This is a genomic window from Mycobacterium parascrofulaceum ATCC BAA-614, from assembly GCF_000164135.1.
Lineage (GTDB): Bacteria > Actinomycetota > Actinomycetes > Mycobacteriales > Mycobacteriaceae > Mycobacterium > Mycobacterium parascrofulaceum.
The window spans coordinates 285310-306662 of the sequence record NZ_GG770558.1 but is presented as its reverse complement, the minus strand read 5'-3'; the positions used below and the strand labels follow the sequence as shown (position 1 = coordinate 306662).

The window sequence follows — 21353 nt, the reverse complement described above, 5'->3', positions numbered from 1 at the left end:
GCCCTTTCTCCGAACGGATTTGACCATGGGCAGATTTCATCGGCATGACGATGGCACCGTGCACACCCACGACCACGACGATCCGGACCACCGGCACGGCGATCACGGGGGTTACCAGACCGGCAAGCAGCGCGTCGACGTGCTGGAGGCGATCTTCGCCGAGAATGACCTCCTCGCCGACGCCAACCGGGCGGCATTCGAGAGCAACGGCGTGCGCACCCTCAACCTGATGAGTTCGCCGGGATCGGGCAAGACGACCGTGCTGCAGGCCACGCTGGACGAACTCGCCGGCGAGCTGGCCATCGGGGTGATCGAGGGCGACATCGCCACCGACCTGGACGCCGCCAAGCTCAGCGGTCGCGGCGCCCAGGTGTCACTGCTCAACACCAGCAACGGTTTTGGCGGCGAGTGCCACCTCGATGCGCCGATGGTGAACCGCGCGCTGCCGGGGCTCGATTTGTCCGCGCTGGACCTGGTGATCATCGAGAACGTCGGCAATCTGGTCTGCCCGGCCGAATTCGACGTCGGCGAGCACGCCAAGGCCATGGTCTACTCGGTGACCGAGGGCGAGGACAAGCCGCTGAAGTATCCGGTCATGTTCCGGTCGGTGGATGTGCTGCTGCTCAACAAGATTGACTTGGTCCCCCACCTCGACGTCGACGTCGACACCTACATCGCCCACGTGCGCAAGGTCAATGCCACCGCGGCGATCCTGCCGCTCAGCGCGCGCACCGGCGCCGGGATGGCCGCGTGGTTCGGCTGGCTACGGCGGTTCGCCGCCGAGTCGCCGGCCTGACCCGCCCGCTCTTGCAAGCATTTTGCATGACCGCGGCAGGCGGGGCCGGCCCCGCGACGGGTTGCCCGGCGGCGCGAAAGACTTTGCAACGGTTGTCTAACTACTTTGTGCCGCACAACCGTTGACACGCCCGACGGTGAGGAGTAGACCCAAAAATTAGCGCTGCGCAAGTGGGCCGACGGTCGACTCCGGCGGCGCAGGGGTCTCAGCCCGGCCCCGGAAAGCTGCAGCATGCCAACAGAAGCAGCAGTCAAAGCAGAGGAAACGTTGATCCACGTCCTATGGATCAATGCGGGGCTCAGTTGTGATGGCGATTCGGTGGCGTTGACTGCCGCCACCCAACCCACAGTCGAGGAGATCGCCCTGGGCGCTCTGCCGGGACTGCCCAAGGTCGCCGTGCACTGGCCGCTCATCGATTTCGAGTGCGGACCCACCGGGGGGGCGGACGACTTCCTCTCGTGGTTCTTCAAGGCCGACCGCGGCGAGCTGGAGCCTTTCGTGCTCGTCGTCGAGGGATCCATCCCCAACGAAAAGATCAAGGACGAGGGCTACTGGTGCGGGTTCGGCAACGACCCGGCCACCGGCCAGCCGATGACCACCAGCGAGTGGCTCGACCGGCTGGCGCCCAAGGCCACCGCGATCGTGGCGGTCGGCACCTGCGCCACCTACGGCGGCATCCACGCCATGGCCGGCAACCCGACCGGCGCGATGGGGGTGCCCGACTACCTGGGCTGGGACTGGAAGAGCAAGGCCGGCATTCCGATCGTGTGCGTGCCCGGCTGCCCGATCCATCCCGACAACCTGTCGGAGACGCTGACCTATCTGCTCTACATGGCCACCGGTCAGGCGCCGATGATTCCGCTCGACGACGCGCTGCGCCCCAAGTGGCTGTTCGGCGCCACCGTGCACGAGGGTTGTGACCGGGCCGGATACTACGAACAGGGCGACTTCGCCACCGAATACGGGTCGCCGAAATGCATTGTCAAACTTGGTTGCTGGGGCCCGGTGGTCAAGTGCAACGTGCCCAAGCGAGGGTGGATCAACGGTGTCGGCGGCTGCCCGAACGTCGGCGGCATCTGCATCGGGTGCACGATGCCGGGCTTCCCCGACAAGTTCATGCCTTTCATGGACGAACCGCCGGGCGGGAAGTTCTCGAGCACCGCGTCGGGTCTGTACGGCACCGTGATTCGCAACTTGAGGGGTATCACGGCGCGCACCGTCGACAAGGAACCGCGGTGGCGCCACAGCGGTAACCAACTCACCACCGGGGCGCGCCGCACCTGGTAGATCACCTACCGGGTCGGCGCGCTTCGTTCTCACCAGAAACGAGCCGTCGGCCTCGAGCGCCTGCAGCGGGAAGAAGAAGTGCGATGACAACCATCATTCCGGAGCCCACCCACGCCAAGCGGGAACCCGGCCAACTGGTCGACATGGCGTGGGACCCCATCACCAGGATCGTGGGCAGCCTGGGTATCTACACGAAGATCGACTTCGAGAACCGCGAAGTGGTCGAGTGCCACAGCACCTCGTCGATCTTCCGCGGCTACTCGATCTTCATGAAGGGCAAGGATCCGCGCGACGCCCACTTCATCACCAGCCGCATCTGCGGCATCTGCGGCGACAACCACGCCACCTGTTCGTGCTACACGCAGAACATGGCGTACGGCGTCAAGCCGCCGCACCTGGGTGAGTGGATCGTCAACCTCGGTGAGGCCGCGGAATACATGTTCGACCACAACATCTTCCAGGAGAACCTGGTCGGCGTGGACTTCTGCGAGAAGATGGTCTCCGAGACCAACCCGAGTGTGCTCGCCCTCGCGGAGAAGACACCGGCGCCGCAGGCCGACGCCCACGGGTACCGCACGATCGCCGACATCATGCGCTCGCTCAACCCGTTCAGCGGCGAGTTCTACCGCGAAGCGCTTCAGGTCAGCCGGTACACGCGAGAGATGTTCTGCCTCATGGAGGGTCGCCACGTGCACCCGTCCACGCTGTACCCCGGCGGGGTCGGCACGGTGGCGACCGTGCAGCTGATGACCGACTACATGACGCGGCTGATGCGCTACGTCGAGTTCATGAAGAAGGTCGTGCCCATGCACGACGACCTGTTCGACTTCTTCTACACCGCACTGCCGGGCTACGAGAAGGTCGGCCTGCGCCGCACCCTGCTCGGCTGCTGGGGCTCCTTCCAGGACCCGGAGGTGTGCAACTTCGAATACAAGGACATGGAGCGCTGGGGCAACGCCATGTTCGTCACCCCGGGCGTGGTGGTCGACGGCAAGCTGGTCACCCACTCGCTGGTCGACATCAACCTGGGCATCCGGATCCTCTTGGGCAGTTCGTATTACGACGACTGGACCGAGCAGGAGATGTTTGTGCGCACCGATCCGCTGGGCAACGCGGTGGACCGGCGGCACCCGTGGAACCAGCACACCAACCCGCACCCGCAGAAGCGGGACTTGGACGGCGGCAAGTACAGCTGGGTGATGTCGCCGCGCTGGTTCGACGGCACGGACCACCTGGCGCTCGACACCGGCGGCGGCCCGCTGGCCCGCTTGTGGTCGACGGCGCTGGCCGGCCTGGTCGACATCGGCTACGTGCAGGCGACGGGCAACAGCGTCAAGATCAATCTCCCGAAGACCGCGCTCAAGGGTCCGGTGGAGTTGGAGTGGAAGGTGCCCAAGTACGGCAGCAACACGATCGAACGCGACCGGGCCCGCACCTACTTCCAGGCCTACGCGGCGGCGTGCGGGCTGTACTTCGCCGAGAAGGCGCTCGAGGAGATCCGCGCCGGGCGCACCAAGACCTGGGAGAAATTCGAGGTGCCCGACGAGGCCATCGGCTGCGGCTTCACCGAGGCGGTGCGCGGCGTGCTCAGCCACCACATGGTGATCCGGGACGGCAAGATCGCCAACTACCACCCCTATCCGCCCACCCCGTGGAACGCCAACCCGCGCGACAGCTACGGCACGCCGGGGCCCTACGAGGACGCGGTGCAGGGCCAGCCGATCTTCGAGGAGAACAGCCGGGAGAACTTCAAGGGCATCGACGTCATGCGCACGGTGCGCAGCTTCGATCCGTGCCTGCCCTGCGGCGTGCACATGTACCTGGGTAAGGGCAAGACCCTGGAGAGACTGCACACACCGACGCAGTCACCCGTCGGGGCGTGACGATCACGAGCTCGGCGGAGCCGGGCGCAGTGGGTCGTCACCATATGGGAGGAGAGCCGGTGGATCGCCCGGAAGCCCGAGACGACGGGGACGCGCGGTGGCGCACGGCGGGCGATCGGATCCAGACGCTGCTGGACTCCTGCGCGGCGGGTGGGGCGGCCGCGCAGGAACGGGCGAGGGAGTTGGTCCGGGAAGTGGTCGGGCTCTACGGGGCCGGGCTGGAACGGATCATGCTGCTGGCTCAGGAGGGCCCCCGGGACGGTCCAGGCCCCGGCCTGGCCGAGCGGCTGGCCACCGACGACCTGGTGGCCAGCCTGCTCCTTGTCCACGGCCTGCACCCGCACGACCTGCACCGCCGGGTGTCCGACGCCCTCGACCGGGTGCGGCCGTACCTGGGCTCGCACGGCGGGGACGTCGACCTGCTGGAGATCACCGATGACGGGGTGGTGCGGCTCGCCTTCGCCGGCAGCTGCAAGAGCTGCCCGTCGTCGGCGGTGACGCTGGAGTTGGCGGTCCAGGACGCGGTGTGCGCCGCGGCGCCCGAAGTCTCCTCGATCGAGGCGGTGACCGCGGAATCCGCGCCCGGCCCGGCCGTGATCCCCACCGAATCCCTGCTGGCCCATGTGCATTCGACCAGCTCGGCCTGGCACCCGGTACCCGAACTGGCCGAGCTGGCGCCCGGCGAGGTGGCGGGCTTCCTGGTGTCGGACGTTCAGTTGTTGGTGTGCAGGATCGGCGACCTGCCGCTGGCCTACCGTGACCACTGCCCGGTGTGTGCCGGCTCGTTGGCGGGTGCACGACTGCGCGAGACGCTGCTGGGCTGCCCCCGGTGCGGCACGCAGTTCGACGTCGTCCACGCGGGTGCCGGCGCCGGCGGAACTCACCTCGAGCCGCTCCCCCTGCTGGTTCGTGATGGGGTGCCATCGGTCGCGCTGGCCGAACCGATGGGCGCCCCGGCATGACGACGCCGTACGACGTGCTCACCCGCATCCGCACCAACCGGCCGGCCCCCGAACCGGCGGGCGAGCGGTGCGAGATGTGCTCGGAATGGATCGCCGACGAACACCAGCACGTGGTGAACGTGGCCGACCGCCAACTCATGTGCGTCTGCCGCGCCTGCTATCTGCTGTTCACCGACGCGCGGGCCGAGCTCCGCTACCGCGCGGTGCCGGACCGGTATCTGTCGTTCCCGGATTTCGCGCTGGACCGCCGCGCCTGGGAGGCGCTGCAGATCCCGGTGGGCGTCGCGTTCTTCTTCACCAACTCCGCCCTCGGCCGCACCGTCGCCTTCTACCCGGGACCGGCCGGCGCGTGCGAATCCGAGCTCGCGCTGGACGTTTGGGAAGCACTCCGCGGCGCCGACGCGCGGGTCGGCATGCTGGCCGACGACGTCGAGGCGCTGCTGGTCCGCGTCCCCGAAACCGGTCCGCCGCAAAGCTATCTGGTCCCCATCGACGCCTGCTACGAATTCGTCGGTCGGCTGCGCCTGCTGTGGCGCGGGTTCGACGGCGGGCAGGAGGCGCGGGAATTCATCGACGGCTTCTTCTCCCGCCTCGACGCCCGCGCCACGAAGCAGCCCGAAACGCCGCCATGATGGACGTCGCCTTCACGGTCCTCGACGTAGCGCCCGAGCCGTACACCGTCAGCCCGGTGCTGACCGCGCGCATCGCCGTGGACGCCGGCGGCCCCGACGGCACCGACCCGGTGCACGCGATCGCCCTGCGCTGCCAGGTCCGCATCGAGCCGCTGCGGAGGTCGTACTCCGACGACGAGGCCGCCGGGCTGGGCGACCTGTTCGGCCCCCGCGAACGCTGGGCGAGCACCCAGCGCACCTTCCTCTGGCAGCACTGCACCGCGATGGTCCCGGGGTTCACCGGCACCACGACGGCGGCGCTGCCCCTGGATTGCACCTACGACTTCGAGGTCGCCGCCGCCAAATACCTGCACGCGCTGCGCGACGGCGCGCTGCCGCTCCAGTTCCTGTTCAGCGGAACGATTTTCGTCAAGTCCGACCGCGGGTTCTTCGTCCAGCAGGTGCCGTGGGACTGCGAATGCCGCTACGACATGCCGGTCGCCGTCTGGCGGCAGCTGATGGCCCAGCACTATCCGAACGCCGGCTGGCTGCGGCTGAGCCACGAGACCATCGCCGCGCTGGCCGCCTACAAGTCGGCGCACGGGCTGCTGGACCTCGACCACGCCATCACCGCACTGCTGGACGCGGACCGGGAGACGGCGCGGTGACCGGGGATCGGGACCGGGCCCGCGCCGTCGCCGACGCGGTGCTCTACGAGGGCTACCTGCTCTACCCGTATCGCGGGACGTCGAGCAAGAACCAATCACGCTGGCAATTCGGCGTTCTCGGACCGCCGGGGGCGCTGGAGGCGGGCGTGGGCGAGGACGACACCCTGGCCGCGCAGTTCCTGGTCGACGGCGCCCGGGAGCTGCACCTCGTGGTGCGGTTCCTGCAGTTGCAGCACCGCCGGGCCGAGCGCGAGGTCGGCCCCGGCGAATACCGGCCCGTCGACGAGCTGACGACCGCCGGCGGGTCGTGGCTCACCTGGGACGAGGCGGTCGAATGCGAAAGGTCATTCGGCCCTGTCGCGTTGGACGGCGGGACGTGGACACTGTCGGTGACGGCGGACGCGGCCACCGACATCGAGCTCCTCGATGGCGGTCGCCTCGTCCGCCAACGACGGGAGGTGCGTGGCGTGCTGACGGTCGCCAGCGAGGCGGACGGCGACCTGTGCCGGGTGTCGGTGCGGGTCAGCAACGCCGGTGACGGAGCGGCAGACCGGAACGACGCGATCGCGCGGTCGATGATCGGAACGCACCTGATCGCCGAACTCGAGCGCGGCCAGTTCGTCTCGCTGCTCGAACCGCCACCGGGGGCGGCGGGTGCGGTGTCCCGGTGCGGCCAGCACCGCTGCTTCCCGGTGCTGGCCGGCCCGCCCGGCGCCCGCGACACGCTGCTGATCTCGCCGATCATCCTCTACGACCACCCCGAGGTCGCCGAGCAGAGCGACACCGCCCTGTACGACTGCACGGAGATCGACGAAATCCTCACCCTGCGCGTGATGACCATGACGGACGAGGAAAAGGCGCAGGCGCGGGCCACCGATCCGCGGGCGGCGCGGATCATCGACCAGTGCGACACCATGTCGCCCGAGGCGATGGCCAGGCTGCACGGAGTGCTGCGCGATCCCCACGCGGTGTGCGGCCTGGTCCCCGAGGTTCCCGACGGGGTCGACTGGTGGGATCCGCTGGCCGACACCGCGGTCCGCCCGGAAATCGACGCCGTGCTGGTGAACGGGACCCGGGTGGCGCGCGGCAGCCGTGTGCGGTTGCGGCCGCGGCGCAACGCCGACGCGCAGGACATCTTCGTCGCCGGCAAGACCGCGCGGGTCACCTCGGTGCACTCCGACGTCGAGGGCAACACGCACGTCGCCGTCGTCGTCGACGACGACCCGGCCGCCGACCTGCACGACTGGTACGGGCGTTACCTGTACTTCTCGCCCGACGAAATCGAGCCGGTGGAAGCGCAACGCAGCCCGGCAAACCCGTGAAAGGAGTTCGACATGGAGATCATGGGTTGGATATTCGTCGCGATCATCGCGTTGGTGGTCGCGATCGGACTGGTGCTGGGGGTGGCGTCGCTGCCCGACGCCCGCCGCTACCTCAGACTGCGGCGAATGTAGCCGGCCCGGGTGATGACGGCGCGAATCCTGGTAGCGGGCATCGGCAACATCTTCCTGGGCGACGACGGGTTCGGATCCGAGGTGATCCGCAACGCCGAGATCCCCCAGGACGATCCGAGCGTCCGGGTCACCGACTACGGCATCAGCGGCATGCACCTGGCCTACGACCTGCTCGACGACTGGGACACGCTGGTCCTCGTCGACGCCGTGCCCAGCCGCGGCAACCCCGGCACGTTACACGTCTTTCAGGCCGATCATGAATCGAATTCGGCCGCAACGGGTTTCGACGGTCACAGCATGGACCCCGCCGCGGTGTTCGCCAGCCTGCGCGCGCTGGGCGGCAGCCCGCCGTACACGGTCGTCGTCGGCTGCGAGGCCGGCAACGTCGAGGAGGGCATCGGCCTCACCGAGCCCGTGGCCAGGGCGGTCCCCCGCGCCGTCCGGGCCGTCGAGGAGATCGTTGCCGCGTTGCAGTCCCGCTCGGCCGCGACCAGCCGGGAGGATCCCGAGCCATGTGCCTAGGAATCCCCGGCCAAGTGATCCGGATGCTGGACGGCTTCGAGGGCCAGCTCGCCCTGGTGGACGTCACCGGCGAACAGCGCAGGGTCAACGTCGGCATGCTGCCCGACGAGACATTCTCGCCCGGCGACTGGATCATCATCCACATGGGCTTCGCCGTGGAGAAGACGGACCGCGCGGGCGCCGAGCAGGCGATGGCCGGTCTGCAGCTGATGGGCAGGGGCAACCTGGACCCGACGGACTTTCCGGAGGGCGGCTGAGATGACCCCGTCCCCCCTGCTGCTGCGGCAAGGCCCCGATTGCGCCCGGGTTCGGCAGCGCATCACCGTGACCGGTGTCGTGCAGGGGGTGGGCTTCCGGCCCTTCGTGCACCGCCTCGCGACCGAGCTGGGCCTGTCCGGCTTCGTCGGCAACGATTCCGGCGCGGTCTTCCTCGAGGTGCAGGGGGAACGCGCCCGGATAGCCGAATTCGGCCGGCGCCTGTGCGTCGACGCCCCACCCCTGGCGCGGGTCGGCGGCGTCGCGGTCAGCGAGGTCGCCTACGACGCCGGCTGCGGGCCGGGGTTCCGGATCGTGGCCAGCCGCGCCGTCCCCGGCGGCACGACGCCGATACCACCCGACATCGCGGTCTGCGACGACTGCGTCGCCGAGCTCTTCGACCCGCGCGACCGGCGCTACCGCCACCCCTTCGTCACCTGCACCAACTGCGGGCCGCGATTCACCATCATCCGCGACCTGCCCTACGACCGCCCGGGCACCACCATGTCGGGGTTCGCCATGTGTGAACGCTGCGCCACCGAATACCACGACCCGGCGGATCGCCGCTTCCACGCGCAGCCGATCGCCTGCCCCGACTGCGGGCCGTCCCTGTGGTTCCGGTCGAGCGACGGGCGCGTCGACGGGGCCGACGCCGCGCTGGGGGCCGCGCAGCGCGCGCTGGCCGCGGGCGCGGTGGTCGCCGTCAAGGGTGTCGGCGGCTACCACCTGGCCTGCAGCGTCGGCGACGCCGGGGCGGTGGCCGCGCTGCGCGCGCGAAAGGCCCGCGGCGCCAAGCCGTTTGCCATGCTGGTCCGTGATCTGAAGATTGCGCGCCGCTACGCCCACGTCGACGACACCGAGGCCGCGGTGCTGCTGGGTCCCGCCCGCCCGATCGTGCTATTGCGCCGCCGGCCGCACGCGCCCGTCGCCCACGCCGTCGCGCCCGGCAGCCCGCTGCTGGGTCTGATGCTGCCGTATTCCCCGATCCATCACCTGCTGCTGGCGCCCGTGCCCGGGCACGCCGGGCCGGTGCCCGACGCGCTGGTGCTGACCAGCGCCAACCGCTCCGACGAGCCGATCTGCTTCACCGACGACGATGCGCTGCAGCGGCTTCCGGCCCTGTGCGATGCCGTCCTGGACCACGACCGCCCGATCCACGTCCCGTGCGATGACTCGGTGGTACGGGTGTTGATGCAAGAAGGGCCCGGGTGCGAACTGCCGATCCGCCGGTCCCGTGGCTACGCGCCGCTGCCGGTCGACTTGAAGGTCGCGGGGCCCGCGGTGCTGGCCGTCGGCGGGGAGTTGAAGAACACCTGCTGCCTCACCGACGGCCCGCGCGCCTACCTGTCCGGGCACATCGGCGACATGGCCACCTGGGAGACGCTGCGCGCGTTCGAGCGGGCGGTGAGCCAGCTCAGCGAGATTCGCGGCGCCCCGGCCCGGTTGGCCGCCGACCTGCACCCGGGGTATCACACCCGGAACTGGGCCGAGCGGCGCGCGGACGGCCGGCCGCTGGACCTCGTTCAGCACCACCACGCGCACGTGGTGTCGCTGCTGGCCGAGCACGGCCGCATCGGCGAGCCCATCGTCGGGGTCGCCTTCGACGGCACGGGTTACGGGTGCGACCAGACCATCTGGGGCGGGGAGATCCTGCGGCTCGGCAGCGACAGCCACCGGTTCGTCCGGGCCGGCCACCTGTCGCCGGTGCCCCTGCCCGGCGGTGACGCGGCGGTCCGCAACCCGTGGCGGATGGCGCTGTCCCAGTTGTGGTCGGCCGGCATCGACTGGACCCCGGACCTGGCCCCCGTCGCGGCGGCGAGCCCCGACGAATTGCGCGTCACCCGTGCGCAATTGGAGACCGGCACCGGATGCGTGCCCTGTACGAGCATGGGCCGCCTGTTCGACGCGGTCGCCTCGCTGCTCGGCGTCCGGCACCGGATCGACTACGAAGGCCAGGCCGCCATCGAGCTGGAGGCGCTGGCGGAATCGGCGGACGCGGAAATCCTGCCGTCGCTGCCGCTCATGGTTCGCGCCGACGGGTTGATCGATCCCGCCCCCATGGTGCAGACGCTGGTGTCGGCGCTCTACGCGGGCGCGCGCCCGGCGGTTCTGGCCGCCGCCTTCCACGAGGCGGTCGCGGACGCCGTCGCCATGGTGGTCGGGCAGGTGGCCGGCGCCACCCGGCTGGCGGGCCTCACCGGCGGGGTGTTCCAGAACGTGATGTTGCTCAGGGCGTGTCGACACCGGTTGCAGCGGGCCGGGTTCGAGGTGCTGACCCACCAGACGGTCCCGCCCAACGACGGCGGGCTCGCCCTGGGGCAGGCCGCGATCTCCGTGCTGACCGCGCTGGAGGGGGGCCGACCATGACCACCACCGCCATCGATCGCGGGCTTGGCGCCGAATTGGCCGAAGACCTCGCCGCCACCGCGTTCACGCTCGCCAAACGCTTCGCGGCCGGCGCCACCATGTGGTCCATCGCGCCGTCGTGGGAACCGCACGCGCTGCACATCGCGGTCGAGTTCGTCCACCCGGTGATCATGGGCAAACGGGCCCTGCCGGCGGTGGCGCTGACCGGGCCCGAACTGGTGGATCTGGTGCGGGTATCGGTGCGGGCGGGCGACATCGTCGTCGCGGTGTCCGGGGCGGACGACGCGCAGGTGCGCTCGGTGCTGCGGCGCGCCCCCGCGTGGGGCGCCACCACGATCTGGATCGGCAGCGGGGAACGACCCGCCGCGGGCCTGGCCGATCACGTGCTGTGGCTCGACGACCCCGATCCGCGCGTGCCCGCGACCGGAGGCTTCGTGCTGTTCTACCACCTGCTGTGGGAGCTGACGCACGTCTGCTTCGAACACCCGGGGCTGCTCAAACGCGAACGCCCCGAGTCGGTTTGCGTTACCTGCAGCGACGAGGGACGCCCCGGCGAGGCGGTGACCGCATCGGCGGACGGGCACGCCACGGTGCGCACCGCGCGCGGCGTCGAGAGCGTGGTGACGACGCTGATCGACCCCGTCGCCGCCGGCGACCTGATTGTCGTGCACGCCGGCATGGCGATCGCACGACTGGACGAGGAGGACGGCCGATGAGCCCCGGCGGCGACGAGCCCACCAACTTCCTGTACCCCTTCATCGACGCCCAGGAGGACGATGCCGGGTCGCTGCTGGCCGACCTGGCCGCGTCGGCGCAGGCGAAGGCCGCCGAGAGCCTGGCGCTGCGGCGCTCGACCCTGGAAGCCAACGCCGCGTTGCTCGACCGGGCCGCCGCCGAGCTGGCGCGCCGCTTCGCGGCGGGTGGGCGCATGTTCACCTTCGGAAACGGCGGCAGCTGCACCGATTCCACCACTCTGGCGAGGCTGTTCGCCCGGCCGCCGGTCGGCAAGCCGTTGCCCGCGTGGCCGTTGACCACCGATCAGGCGATCCTCACCGCGCTGGGCAACGACGTCGGCTTCGAGCTGGTGTTCGCCCGGCAGCTGATCGCCCGCGCCAAGGCCGGTGACATGGCGATCGCCATGTCGACCAGCGGCGGTTCGCCCAACCTGCTCGCCGCGCTGGCCGAGGCACGCCAGCGCGGCCTGTACACCGTCGGGTTCGCCGGCTACGACGGCGGTGCATTCGCGAACAACCCGGATGTGGACGCCTGCTTCGTCGTTCGTTCGCAAAGCGTGCACCGGATACAGGAGGCGCAGGCGCTGCTGGGCTATCAGCTGTGGCTGGGCGTGCACGAACAACTCAGCGGCGACCAGGGTGCGGGGGCGGCATGAACAAGCCGATGGGTGAATACCTTTCGTCGGGACCGCGATTCGCCGAGGGCGAGGTGATCGAGCGGATCGAATCGTTCCGCAGGCGCCGCCCCCGCTTGCTCGACGATCATGTGACGCTGGCGCACGGCGCGGGCGGCAAGGCGTCGGCGGCGCTGGTGGACGCGGTGTTCGTGGAGGCGTTCCGCAACCCGCTGCTGGAGTCGCTCGGTGACAGCGCGGTCCTGACACTGCCCGGCGGCGAACGCCTGGCGATGTCCACCGACTCGTTCGTGGTGCAGCCCAGGCGCTTTCCCGGCGGCTCCATCGGCGCGCTCGCCGTGCACGGCACCTGCAACGACCTCGCGATGGCCGGCGCCGTGCCGTCGTGGATCTCGGCGGCATTCGTGCTCGAGGAGGGCTTCGGAATCGCCGAGTTGAAGGAGATCGCCGCCGATATGGCGGCGGCGGCCGCCCACGCGGGGGTGCGGATCGTCACCGGCGACACCAAGGTGGTGCCCAAGGGCGCCGCCGACGGCATGTTCGTCACCACCGCCGGGGCCGGGGTCATCCCCACCGGACGCACGCTGTCCGCGGCGTCGGTGCGGCCCGGTGACAAGCTGCTGCTGTCGGGTTCGATGGGCGATCACGGCATGGCGGTCATGCTCGCCCGGGGCGACCTTGCCATCGAGGCCGACATCGCGTCCGACACCGCGTCGGTCAGCCCGCTGGTGGAGCTGCTGATGGCGGCCGCACCGGCCACCCGCTGGCTGCGCGACGCGACGCGGGGCGGGGTGGGCACCGTCTGCAACGAACTGGCCCAGGCCTGCGGCCTCGGGGTGCTGCTCGAAGAGGAGCGGCTTCCCGTGGCGCCCACGGTGAACGGCGCCTGCGAGCTGCTCGGCATCGACCCGCTCTACGTCGCCAACGAGGGCAAGTTCGTCGCCGTCGTCGCGCCGGAGGAGGCCGACGCCGGGCTGGCCGCGCTGCGGTCGCACCCGCTGGGTGCCGACGCGGCCGAGGTCGGGGAGATCGTCACAGAACCAGCCGAAAGCGTGGTGCTGCGAACCGGATTCGGCGGTACGCGGATCGTCGACATGCTGGTCGGCGACCCGCTGCCACGAATCTGTTAGGGCGTGGCGATCGCACGCGCAGCGGATCGCCACCAGAAAGGAAGAGGGACCGCAGATGTGTCTTGGAATTCCGGGCCGGATCGTCGAGATCACCGATCCCGCGAACTATTTGGCGAAGGTCGACGTCAGCGGCGTGCAGCGCACCATCAGCGTCCGGCTGCTCTCCGACGACATGCCCGAGCCCGACGACTGGGTGCTGGTGCACGTCGGGTTCGCGATGGCCAAGATCGACGAGACCGAGGCGCTGCTCACCCTGGCCGCCGTCCAGAAGCTGGGCGATGCCTACGACACCGAGATCCAGGCCTTCGACTCGTCGGCCATTATCTAAGGGGACACACATGAAATTCGTTGACGAGTTCCGTGATCCGGCGGCGGCCCGCAAGCTGCTGCGCGCCATCGAACGCTTGGCCGGCTCCGACGGCGAAGGGTTCAAGTTCATGGAAGTGTGCGGCGGGCACACGCACACGATCTATCGGCACGGCATCGAGCACCTGTTGCCCGAGAACGTCGAACTGGTGCACGGCCCCGGGTGTCCGGTCTGCGTGATCCCGATGGGCCGCATCGACGACGCGATGTGGCTGGCCGGCCAGCCGGACGTGATCTTCACGTGCTTCGGCGACATGATGCGCGTGCCCGGATCCAACGGCAGCCTGCTGGACGCCAAGGCCCGCGGCGCCGATGTGCGATTCGTCTACTCCCCGCTGGACGCGCTGAAGATCGCGCTGGACAATCCCGACAAGCACGTGGTGTTCTTCGCCATCGGTTTCGAGACCACCGCGCCGTCGACCGCGGTGACGCTGGTGCGGGCGCGCGACCTTGGCCTGACCAACTTCAGCGTGTTCTGCAACCACGTGATGATCGTCCCGCCGATCAAGGCCATTTTGGAGTCCCCCGACTTGCGGCTGTCGGGGTTCATCGGCCCCGGGCACGTGTCGACGGTGGTGGGCAACCGCCCCTACCGGTTCGTGCCGGAGGTGTACCGAAAGCCGTTGGTGGTGGCGGGTTTCGAGCCGCTGGACATCCTGGCCGCCGTGGCGATGCTGTTGACGCAGATCCGCGAGGGCCGCTGCGAGGTGGAAAACCAGTACACGCGCGTGGTGCCCGAGCAGGGTAACCCCGCCGCGCTGGCGCTGATGGGCAGGGTGTTCGCGCTGCGTCCCCACTTCGAGTGGCGGGGGCTGGGATTCATCTCGCAGAGCGCGCTGCGCCTGCACGACGACTTCGCGGGGTTCGACGCCGAGCTGCGGTTCGCGATGCCGGGCGTGCGGGTCGCCGATCCCAAGGCCTGCCAGTGCGGCGAGGTGCTCAAGGGTGTGCTCAAGCCTTGGGAATGCAAGGTTTTCGGCACCGCGTGCACCCCGGAGACGCCGATCGGCACCTGCATGGTGTCTCCCGAGGGGGCGTGCGCGGCCTACTACAACTTCGGGCGCATGCACCGCGACGCGGTCAAGCTGGTGGGGCACGCTTGACCGGCGACACCGCCGGCCCTCACGCGGGCGTCGCGATGTTCGCGCGCTACGCCTACGCGCCCAACGCGCTGGGCTTTTGCGGCCCCCCGCTGGGAGCCACCCTGCGCGACGGCGCGGTCGAGGAGGTCCGCAGGGCGGCGGCCAGGTTCTCCGGGGCATGGCCGTACCTGCGGGTGCTGTCGACGCTCACCGGCATCACCGACCCGCTGGACTATCGGCTCGTCGAGTCGTACTGGCTGGGCGGCGGCGTCGGCGCCGGCCTGGACCCGGGGGCCTTCCTCGAGGGACTGCTGGCCATCATCGGCCCGCAGGCGGGCCGCTACTGGTCGCACCTGACGCCGGACCTGGCCCACGAGGCCGCCGCCAACCACTGCTTCCACGTGTTCGGGGTGTACCCGTGGACGCGGTTTCTGGGCCGCGGCATGGACGAACACCCCCTCGAGGTGCTCGACAACTGCCGCATCACCTGGGGCACCGTGCTGCGCCGCGAACGCGACCGGATCGAGGTGCGACACCGCAGGCTGACCCTCGACGGCGGGTCGCTCGCGCTGTCCGAGCCGTCGTCCGGCCGCTACGACGTCTGGACCGACGGGTTCAGCGCGGTGCCCGACGTGGCCGCGGGCGACGAGGTGGCGCTGCACTGGGGGCGGCTGTGTGGCCGGCTTTCGCCGGGGCAGGTCCGCGCCCTCGCCGAGGGAACCGACCGTCAACTGCTCGTGACCAGCCACCGACTGGCGCACGTCTAATTTCGTGCCAGACTGGCGCCCGTGCCCGGTTCCCTCTGCGACGTGCTGCCCGCCGTCGCCGCGCTGCTCGGCGCGCCGGGCGCCGTCGACAAGCTGACGCTGCATGAGTGGCTGGGCGGGGCCGACCGGATCGATCGCGTCGCGGTGGTGCTGGTGGACGGGCTGGGCTGGCACCTGCTCGGGGAGCTGGCCGGCAGCGCGCCGCTGCTCGCCGCCGTGCTCGCCGGGCAGACAGGTCGCCTCACGGAGCTCACCTGCACCTTCCCCTCGACCACCCCCACCAGCCTGGTCTCCCTGGGCACGGGCGCGCAGCCGGGCGAGCACGGAATCCTGGGCTTCACGCTCAACGTTCCCGGCACCGACCGGGTGCTCAACCACATCCTGTGGCGCGACGACCCCCCGCACGACGAGTGGCAGCCGCTACCCACCTGGTTCGGGCGGCTCAACGGGGCGGGCGTCAGCGCGCGCGCCGTGTTGCCGGCCGCGTTCCTGGGCAGTGGGCTGACCGACTCCGCGTACCGGGGCGCGGAGTTCCGCCCCCTTCAACCGTCGGACGACAACGCGCGGAAACTGGCCGACGAGTTGCGGGCGGCGCCGGGCCTGGTCTACGGGTACACCGCCGCGCTGGACACGGCTGCCCACGCCTTCGGCGTCGGATCGTCGCAGTGGCACGAGGCGGCGGCCCGGGTCGACGAGCTGCTGACCCGGCTCGTCGAGGCCCTGCCCCCGCGAGCGGCGCTGCTGGTGACCGCCGACCACGGCGGTTTCAACGTCCCGCCGGATGCGCGGGTCGACCTCGACACCGACCCGCGGCTGGCCGCGGGGGTTCGCGTCGTCGCCGGCGAGCCCCGGGTGCGCTACCTGCACACCGAGCCGGGTGCCGCGGCGGACGTCCAGGCCGCCTGGAGCGAGGTGCTCGACGGCAGGGCCCACGTTTACAGCCGCGAGCAGGCGGTGGCCACCGGGATGTTCGGACCGGTCCGCCCGGCCCACCTGCCCAGGATCGGCGACGTCGTCGCCGTCTGCACCGGTGATACCGCCGTGCTGGCAACCGCGCACGAGCCGCCGGAAACGGCCCGCCTCGTCGGATTTCACGGCGCGGCGACGCCCGCCGAAATGGCCATCCCGCTGATCGCGTTCACATCCCCTGCCGCCGCCCGCTAGTCGCGTCGTTTGCGGCCCTCACCGAGGCGCCCGCGAACGCACACCGGACTTTGACCGTTTTCACAGCTCACACGGCTTGGCGGCCCAGCCTCGTGTTGTAAATTCGGGCCACTGTGACAGTCGGATACGCCCACGGGACTCGACGATGGCGGTCAGCCATCGCGATCGCCGCGGCGCTCGGGCTGTTCTGTGCGGTCACCGCGGGTGGGGCGTCGCACGGAAAGGCGGTCGCCGGCCTGGAGCGCGCCGCGCCCCCGCTCGCCGTGCACGCCGGGGTGAATGCGGCGCCGAACTTTTCCGCCGGGTCCGCGCCGACGCATCACAAATCCACCAAGACTCCGTGGATGACCCAGGATCGGCCGCCGACGTGGGCCCGCTCGTCGCCGCCGTCGATCGGCTCGCCCTTGCCGGCCTCGTTCGCGGCCGCGATATTTCGGCTGCCGCGCGCGCCGTCGCGCACGCCCGAGATGATCCCGCCTGACGGGGATCTGTTGACGCGGCTCTGCGTCGCCCGCTGCTGAGGCTCACTCCGCGCGGCAGCCGCCGTACCCGCACTGCCGCCGTTGCAGGTGGGCCTGTAACCCCGGGCCTACGTCCAACAGAAGAGTCCCGTTCTCAGCACGGCCGAAGCCGGCCGTCGTTAGGCAGAGATAGCTATGAATTTCATGACACTTCCCCCCGAAATCATCTCCGGTCAACTGCACACCGGCGCGGGTTCGGAGTCGCTGGCCGAGGCCGCGACGGCCTGGGCCCGGCTGGCCACTCGGCTGCACACCGCGGTCGCCGACTACCGGGCGGTAACCGCGAAGCTGCTGGCAAGCTGCGAGGGCCGCACGCCCGCCCACGGCCACCCGGCGGCCTACATCGACTGGCTCGCCGACACCGCGATCCGGGCCGAGCAGGCGGCCACCCAGGCCGCCGCCGCGGTTAGCGCGCACGACGCCGCGCTGGCGGCGACGGTGCCGCCCGCGACCATCGGCGCGAACCGCGCGCAGCGACGGTCGCTCATTCTCGCGGACCCGCTCGGCCTGGCCGGCCCGGCGATCGCCGACACCGAGGCCGACTACGAACGGATGTGGGCCCAAGACGCCGCGGCCATGCACGCCTACGCCGAGGCGTCGGCCGGCGCCGCGGTCCTTGCGCCCTTCGCGTTGCCACCCGGCGGCGCGAGCCGGGACACGTGCGCGTTCGGGTCGGCGCCGGAGATCGTCTCGGCCGGAAGCCGGCTCGGCCGGAAGCCGGCTCATCTCGGCCGCACCCGGCGCGCTGCGCGCGCTGTCCCGGTCACCGCTGGCCACGTTCGACGTCTCCCTCGCGGCGGCCACCCGCCCCTTGTCGAAGCTGAGCTCACTCACGGCGCCATCCGGAGTCGCGATCGCCTACCTGAACGCGCTGAACAAGGCGGCGGCGCTGCGCTGCCTGCTGCCCGGCCGGCGCGGCGTGCGCGGCGCGGCGATCTCGGTGAGCGTCGGCCGCGCGACGCCGCTCGGCGCATTGTCGGTACCGCCGGGCTGGACGGCGGCCGCGGTGCCGATGGCCGTCTATCGCGGAACCGTCGCGTAGCCGGCTCAACTCGCGCCCGCGGCATACGACCGCGCGGCGTCGACGATCGCCGCGAAGAGGCGCAAGTCGTCGAGGGATTGCTCCGGATGCCATTGCACCGCAAGCACAAACGGCGCGCCGGGCAGCTCCAGCGCCTCGACCACACCGTCGGGGTCCCAGGCGCTGACCACCAGCCCCTCCCCGACTTTGTCGATCGCCTGATGGTGGTAGCACGGCGCGGCGGTGGACTCCCCGACCAGGGCGGCCAGGCGACTGCCCGCCGCGGTGCGCACCGGCAACCTGGTGAACACCCCGTTGCCGGTCCGGTGCCCGTCGTGCCCGAGCACGTCGGGCAGGTGCTGGTGCAGGGTGCCGCCGAGCGCCACGTTGAGCACCTGCGCGCCGCGACAGATGCCCAGCACCGGCAGGCCCCGGTCCAGCGCGCCGCGCAGCAAGGCGAACTCCCAGGCGTCGCGGTCGCCACGCGGCTGGTCGGTGCTCGGATGCGGCTGCTGGCCATAGGCGGCGGGGTCGAGGTCGTAACCGCCGGTGATCACCAGCGCGTCCAGGCTGTCGAGCACCGCGCCGACGGTTTCGGGGTCCACCGGCTGCGGGGGCAGCAGCACCGCGGCCCCGCCGGCCGCGACGACGCCCTGGAAGTAATCCGCCGGCAGGTAGCCCGCCGGAATGTCCCAGATCCCGGTCTGCACCCGCTCCAGATACGAGGTCAGGCCCACCACCGGGCGCCCAGGGGCGTTCACAGGCCAAGCATCCTTTCTGACCCCCGCGCGAAGGCCAGCGTGCTGAGCGACCGCTCCACGCCGGGGGTTTCGGGCTCCGCTGGACACGGTACAGCGCCGGGGTCTCAACGCCGCCCGCGAGGTGTCGGGCAATCGGACTGCGGCGGTTGGGCTTTGGACACCAACCGGGAACTACCAGGTGCTGGTGCGCAACACGATCTCGGCGGCCAGCTGTGCCGTCGATTCCTGAACCGTGCGCCGCCCCAGGTGCACCACGCGGTATTCCGCGTAGACGTACTGCTGGCTGGCGCGTGCCACCGCCCGCGCGGCCGGTGTGCTGACCAGGACGGTGGTGCCGATCTCCACCGGCGGACAGTGTTCGTCACGCACTACGCCGTCGCGATCGGCCGTGCGCGGATGGCCGCGGTCGATCACCACCAGGCCGACGAACCGGCCCAGCTTGGTCGCCGCCAATTCCCAGGCCAGTTCGCCACCGGCGCGGTCGCCGACCACCACGGCCCAGCCGATTCCCAGTGCGTCGAGGATGCCGACCACCGACTTGGGGGTCAGGCGCGGGTCGAGACCGATGACGACCGTCCGCAGCGAGGCGGTGTGCAGCCGCTCGCAGACCGCGTCGTACGCGGCGGGAGCGCGCTCCTCGTCACCCAGGATGACGACCACGACGCCCTGCTCCGGGCCAGCCACGGCTACCGGGACCGGGAACCCGTCGAGCGTGGTCATCATTGAGGGCATCTACGCACGCTACAGCCGATCGGCCCGCGCGCGCGACGAAATCTTGAATTCTGTGCGCGCGCAACGGGTTTTGCACCGCCGTAAATTCGACCGCCGAGCGTGCACATGCCGGCGAATGCCCTACGGCCGCAACCGCGTTGCGATCCGCGGTCGCCGCGGCCGCGGGCCGTCGAGCAGGCCCAGGACGGCGTCGACGTCGAGATGGGAAGTCAGCAGATCGGCGATCACGTCCAGCTGCGCGTCGCGTCGCGCGGCGACGTCGGTGTCGGCGGCGGCCACGAAACCGGCGCGGCCGGCCACGACCGCGACTCGGGTGAGCCATGCGCGGCGGAAGTCGTCGTTGTCGAGCAGGCCGTGCCAGTGCGTGCCGAACACCGCACCGTGCCGGACGCCGTGCGGTTGGCAGTCGCGCCCGCCCTCCACGCCGAACCAACTCTCCTCCGCACACCGCGACACCCGGCCGTGGTGGATTTCGTACCCGGAGAGCGGCTGTGGCCACCGGCGGAGAATCTTGGTCTCGCCGAACACGATGTCGGCGTCCAGCAGCCCCAGCGCGGCGACCTCGCCGGCCCCGGATTCGACGGTGTCATCGATGCGCCGGCACAGCATCTGAAAGCCCCCGCAGATGCCCAGCACCGGCTTGCCCGCCGCGGCGTGCGCGGTGATCTCCTCTGCCAGACCGCGATCGCGCAGCCAGTTCAGGTCGGCGACGGTCGATTTGCTGCCGGGGATCACGACCAGGTCGGTATCGGCCAGGTCGGCGGGGTCGGTGCTCCAGCGCACCATGACGCCCGGTTCGCACGCCAGGGCCTCGACGTCGGTGGAGTTGGAGATCCGGGGCAGCCGGATCGCGGCCACCCGCAGCCACTCGCTCCCGCGCGGCGGCGCCGGGGCGCCGACGACGCGGCCCGCCACCACCGACAACGAATCCTCGGCGTCCAGCCAGAGCTCCTCGGCGTAGGGCAGCACCCCGTAGGTCGGGCGGTCCGTAATCGCGTGCAACTGCCGCAGTCCGGGTTCCAGCAGCGCGGGGTCGCCACGGAATTTGTTGACGACGAAGCCGGCGATCAGCGCCTGGTCCTCGGGCTCGAGCACAGCGACCGTCCCGAACAGGTGGGCCAGCAGCCCGCCGCGGTCGATGTCGCCGACCAGGATCACCGGCAGATTGGCCGACCTGGCCAGGCCCATGTTGGCCAAATCTGTTGCACGCAGGTTTATTTCGGCGGGAGAACCGGCCCCCTCGCAGATGACGACATCGAATTCACCACGCAGGGAGGATAATTCGTCCGCAACGATCCCGGCGAGCCGCTCGCGGTGGCGAACATAGCTTGCCGCCGTTACCGATTCGGCGATCTGGCCCCGGATCACCAGCTGCGACGTCCGGTCGCTGCCCGGCTTGAGCAGGATCGGGTTGAACCGCACGCTGGGCTCCAGCCCGGCCGCCCTTGCCTGCAGCGCCTGGGCCCGCCCGATCTCGCCGCCCTCGACGGTGACCACCGAATTGTTCGACATGTTTTGCGCCTTGAACGGGGCCACCCGGACGCCGCGTCGCGCCAGCAACCGGCACAGGCCCGCGACCACCACCGACTTGCCGGCGTCGGAGCTGGTGCCGGCGACCAGCAGCGCCCCGCTCAT

The 21353-nt window shown here is 70.6% G+C and carries 23 protein-coding genes and 1 pseudogene; 21 read left to right on the top strand and 3 right to left on the bottom strand.

Going from position 1 to position 21353, the window contains the following annotated elements:
* The first annotated feature begins 25 nt into the window (after positions 1-25).
* The 21 genes and pseudogenes from hypB (at position 26) to HMPREF0591_RS31980 (ending at position 18246) form a co-directional block, all read left to right on the top strand.
* The gene (gene hypB / locus HMPREF0591_RS24805) at positions 26-796 is read left to right on the top strand and encodes a hydrogenase nickel incorporation protein HypB (RefSeq protein ID WP_007171458.1); all 771 of its coding nucleotides are present in this window, start codon (positions 26-28) and stop codon (positions 794-796) included.
* Positions 797-1027: 231 nt separating this feature from the next.
* A complete protein-coding gene (locus tag HMPREF0591_RS24800; protein WP_007171457.1) occupies positions 1028-2083 on the top strand; it encodes an NADH-quinone oxidoreductase subunit B family protein in 1056 nt (351 codons plus the stop codon).
* An 83-nt stretch (positions 2084-2166) separates the two neighbouring features.
* Positions 2167-3966, top strand: a complete 1800-nt coding sequence (locus tag HMPREF0591_RS24795; RefSeq protein ID WP_007171456.1) for a nickel-dependent hydrogenase large subunit — start codon at positions 2167-2169, stop codon at positions 3964-3966.
* A 44-nt stretch (positions 3967-4010) separates the two neighbouring features.
* Positions 4011-4928 (top strand): NifU family protein, encoded by a 918-nt coding sequence (locus HMPREF0591_RS24790; protein WP_007171455.1) that lies wholly within the window; start codon positions 4011-4013, stop codon positions 4926-4928.
* Entirely contained in the window at positions 4925-5560 is a 636-nt protein-coding gene (locus tag HMPREF0591_RS24785; RefSeq protein ID WP_007171454.1) for a DUF5947 family protein, read from the top strand. The genes HMPREF0591_RS24790 and HMPREF0591_RS24785 overlap by 4 nt, the downstream gene beginning before the upstream one ends.
* Complete coding sequence (locus tag HMPREF0591_RS24780; protein ID WP_007171453.1) at positions 5557-6207, top strand: DUF6084 family protein; 651 nt, start codon at positions 5557-5559, stop codon at positions 6205-6207. The genes HMPREF0591_RS24785 and HMPREF0591_RS24780 overlap by 4 nt, the downstream gene beginning before the upstream one ends.
* Positions 6204-7529, top strand: coding sequence for a hypothetical protein (locus HMPREF0591_RS24775; protein WP_007171452.1), 1326 nt, complete (start codon positions 6204-6206; stop codon positions 7527-7529). The genes HMPREF0591_RS24780 and HMPREF0591_RS24775 overlap by 4 nt, the downstream gene beginning before the upstream one ends.
* A gap of 12 nt (positions 7530-7541) precedes the next feature.
* Positions 7542-7661: a DUF6893 family small protein gene (locus tag HMPREF0591_RS34725; RefSeq protein ID WP_007171451.1), complete on the top strand. Its 120-nt coding sequence runs from the start codon at positions 7542-7544 to the stop codon at positions 7659-7661.
* Between the two features lie 12 nt (positions 7662-7673).
* On the top strand, positions 7674-8183 hold the full coding sequence (locus HMPREF0591_RS24770) for a hydrogenase maturation protease (protein WP_007171450.1): 510 nt from the start codon (positions 7674-7676) through the stop codon (positions 8181-8183).
* On the top strand, positions 8174-8440 hold the full coding sequence (locus tag HMPREF0591_RS24765) for a HypC/HybG/HupF family hydrogenase formation chaperone (RefSeq protein WP_007171449.1): 267 nt from the start codon (positions 8174-8176) through the stop codon (positions 8438-8440). The genes HMPREF0591_RS24770 and HMPREF0591_RS24765 overlap by 10 nt, the downstream gene beginning before the upstream one ends.
* 1 nt (position 8441) lies before the next feature.
* On the top strand, positions 8442-10805 hold the full coding sequence (hypF, locus tag HMPREF0591_RS24760) for a carbamoyltransferase HypF (protein ID WP_007171448.1): 2364 nt from the start codon (positions 8442-8444) through the stop codon (positions 10803-10805).
* Entirely contained in the window at positions 10802-11521 is a 720-nt protein-coding gene (locus HMPREF0591_RS24755; protein ID WP_007171447.1) for a HypC/HybG/HupF family hydrogenase formation chaperone, read from the top strand. Before hypF ends, HMPREF0591_RS24755 begins: the two co-directional genes overlap by 4 nt.
* On the top strand, positions 11518-12195 hold the full coding sequence (locus HMPREF0591_RS24750; RefSeq protein ID WP_007171446.1) for a D-sedoheptulose-7-phosphate isomerase: 678 nt from the start codon (positions 11518-11520) through the stop codon (positions 12193-12195). Before HMPREF0591_RS24755 ends, HMPREF0591_RS24750 begins: the two co-directional genes overlap by 4 nt.
* On the top strand, positions 12192-13304 hold the full coding sequence (hypE, locus tag HMPREF0591_RS24745; protein WP_007171445.1) for a hydrogenase expression/formation protein HypE: 1113 nt from the start codon (positions 12192-12194) through the stop codon (positions 13302-13304). The genes HMPREF0591_RS24750 and hypE overlap by 4 nt, the downstream gene beginning before the upstream one ends.
* A gap of 55 nt (positions 13305-13359) precedes the next feature.
* On the top strand, positions 13360-13632 hold the full coding sequence (locus HMPREF0591_RS24740) for a HypC/HybG/HupF family hydrogenase formation chaperone (RefSeq protein ID WP_007171444.1): 273 nt from the start codon (positions 13360-13362) through the stop codon (positions 13630-13632).
* A 10-nt stretch (positions 13633-13642) separates the two neighbouring features.
* On the top strand, positions 13643-14773 hold the full coding sequence (hypD, locus tag HMPREF0591_RS24735) for a hydrogenase formation protein HypD (protein WP_007171443.1): 1131 nt from the start codon (positions 13643-13645) through the stop codon (positions 14771-14773).
* Positions 14770-15519, top strand: a complete 750-nt coding sequence (locus tag HMPREF0591_RS24730) for a DUF6390 family protein (RefSeq protein WP_007171442.1) — start codon at positions 14770-14772, stop codon at positions 15517-15519. The genes hypD and HMPREF0591_RS24730 overlap by 4 nt, the downstream gene beginning before the upstream one ends.
* A 21-nt stretch (positions 15520-15540) precedes the next feature.
* Positions 15541-16683, top strand: coding sequence for an alkaline phosphatase family protein (locus tag HMPREF0591_RS24725; protein WP_007171441.1), 1143 nt, complete (start codon positions 15541-15543; stop codon positions 16681-16683).
* A 113-nt stretch (positions 16684-16796) separates the two neighbouring features.
* Entirely contained in the window at positions 16797-17204 is a 408-nt protein-coding gene (locus tag HMPREF0591_RS24720) for a hypothetical protein (protein WP_040623861.1), read from the top strand.
* A 135-nt stretch (positions 17205-17339) separates the two neighbouring features.
* A pseudogene (locus HMPREF0591_RS34720) lies at positions 17340-17756 on the top strand (PPE family protein); the annotation flags it as partial.
* Positions 17757-18015: 259 nt separating this feature from the next.
* Positions 18016-18246 carry a PPE family protein, SVP subgroup gene (locus HMPREF0591_RS31980; protein WP_007171437.1) on the top strand — a complete coding sequence of 77 codons (231 nt, stop codon included), beginning with the start codon at positions 18016-18018 and terminating at the stop codon, positions 18244-18246.
* A 5-nt stretch (positions 18247-18251) separates the two neighbouring features.
* On the opposite strand, the gene HMPREF0591_RS24710 is transcribed toward HMPREF0591_RS31980, so the two are convergent.
* The 3 genes from HMPREF0591_RS24710 to HMPREF0591_RS24700 form a co-directional block, all read right to left on the bottom strand.
* Positions 18252-18986 carry a gamma-glutamyl-gamma-aminobutyrate hydrolase family protein gene (locus tag HMPREF0591_RS24710; RefSeq protein WP_244269095.1) on the bottom strand — a complete coding sequence of 245 codons (735 nt, stop codon included), beginning with the start codon at positions 18984-18986 and terminating at the stop codon, positions 18252-18254.
* A gap of 171 nt (positions 18987-19157) precedes the next feature.
* Positions 19158-19718 (bottom strand): alpha/beta hydrolase, encoded by a 561-nt coding sequence (locus tag HMPREF0591_RS24705; protein WP_170826046.1) that lies wholly within the window; start codon positions 19716-19718, stop codon positions 19158-19160.
* Positions 19719-19838: 120 nt separating this feature from the next.
* Complete coding sequence (locus HMPREF0591_RS24700) at positions 19839-21353, bottom strand: cobyric acid synthase (protein ID WP_007171434.1); 1515 nt, start codon at positions 21351-21353, stop codon at positions 19839-19841.

What these genes read in the sequence shown, in the direction of transcription:
- HMPREF0591_RS24700 (WP_007171434.1), bottom strand. Translation starts at nt 21,353, where the DNA reads ATGAGCGGGGCGCTGCTGGTCGCCGGCACCAGCTCCGACGCCGGCAAG.
- HMPREF0591_RS24750 (WP_007171446.1), top strand. Translation starts at nt 11,518, where the DNA reads ATGAGCCCCGGCGGCGACGAGCCCACCAACTTCCTGTACCCCTTCATC.
- hypD (WP_007171443.1), top strand. Translation starts at nt 13,643, where the DNA reads ATGAAATTCGTTGACGAGTTCCGTGATCCGGCGGCGGCCCGCAAGCTG.
- hypB (WP_007171458.1), top strand. Translation starts at nt 26, where the DNA reads ATGGGCAGATTTCATCGGCATGACGATGGCACCGTGCACACCCACGAC.
- HMPREF0591_RS24790 (WP_007171455.1), top strand. Translation starts at nt 4,011, where the DNA reads ATGGGAGGAGAGCCGGTGGATCGCCCGGAAGCCCGAGACGACGGGGAC.
- HMPREF0591_RS24800 (WP_007171457.1), top strand. Translation starts at nt 1,028, where the DNA reads ATGCCAACAGAAGCAGCAGTCAAAGCAGAGGAAACGTTGATCCACGTC.
- HMPREF0591_RS24740 (WP_007171444.1), top strand. Translation starts at nt 13,360, where the DNA reads ATGTGTCTTGGAATTCCGGGCCGGATCGTCGAGATCACCGATCCCGCG.
- HMPREF0591_RS24780 (WP_007171453.1), top strand. Translation starts at nt 5,557, where the DNA reads ATGATGGACGTCGCCTTCACGGTCCTCGACGTAGCGCCCGAGCCGTAC.
- HMPREF0591_RS24785 (WP_007171454.1), top strand. Translation starts at nt 4,925, where the DNA reads ATGACGACGCCGTACGACGTGCTCACCCGCATCCGCACCAACCGGCCG.
- hypE (WP_007171445.1), top strand. Translation starts at nt 12,192, where the DNA reads ATGAACAAGCCGATGGGTGAATACCTTTCGTCGGGACCGCGATTCGCC.
- HMPREF0591_RS24705 (WP_170826046.1), bottom strand. Translation starts at nt 19,718, where the DNA reads ATGCCCTCAATGATGACCACGCTCGACGGGTTCCCGGTCCCGGTAGCC.
- HMPREF0591_RS24770 (WP_007171450.1), top strand. Translation starts at nt 7,674, where the DNA reads ATGACGGCGCGAATCCTGGTAGCGGGCATCGGCAACATCTTCCTGGGC.
- HMPREF0591_RS34725 (WP_007171451.1), top strand. Translation starts at nt 7,542, where the DNA reads ATGGAGATCATGGGTTGGATATTCGTCGCGATCATCGCGTTGGTGGTC.
- HMPREF0591_RS24765 (WP_007171449.1), top strand. Translation starts at nt 8,174, where the DNA reads ATGTGCCTAGGAATCCCCGGCCAAGTGATCCGGATGCTGGACGGCTTC.
- HMPREF0591_RS24795 (WP_007171456.1), top strand. Translation starts at nt 2,167, where the DNA reads ATGACAACCATCATTCCGGAGCCCACCCACGCCAAGCGGGAACCCGGC.
- hypF (WP_007171448.1), top strand. Translation starts at nt 8,442, where the DNA reads ATGACCCCGTCCCCCCTGCTGCTGCGGCAAGGCCCCGATTGCGCCCGG.
- HMPREF0591_RS24755 (WP_007171447.1), top strand. Translation starts at nt 10,802, where the DNA reads ATGACCACCACCGCCATCGATCGCGGGCTTGGCGCCGAATTGGCCGAA.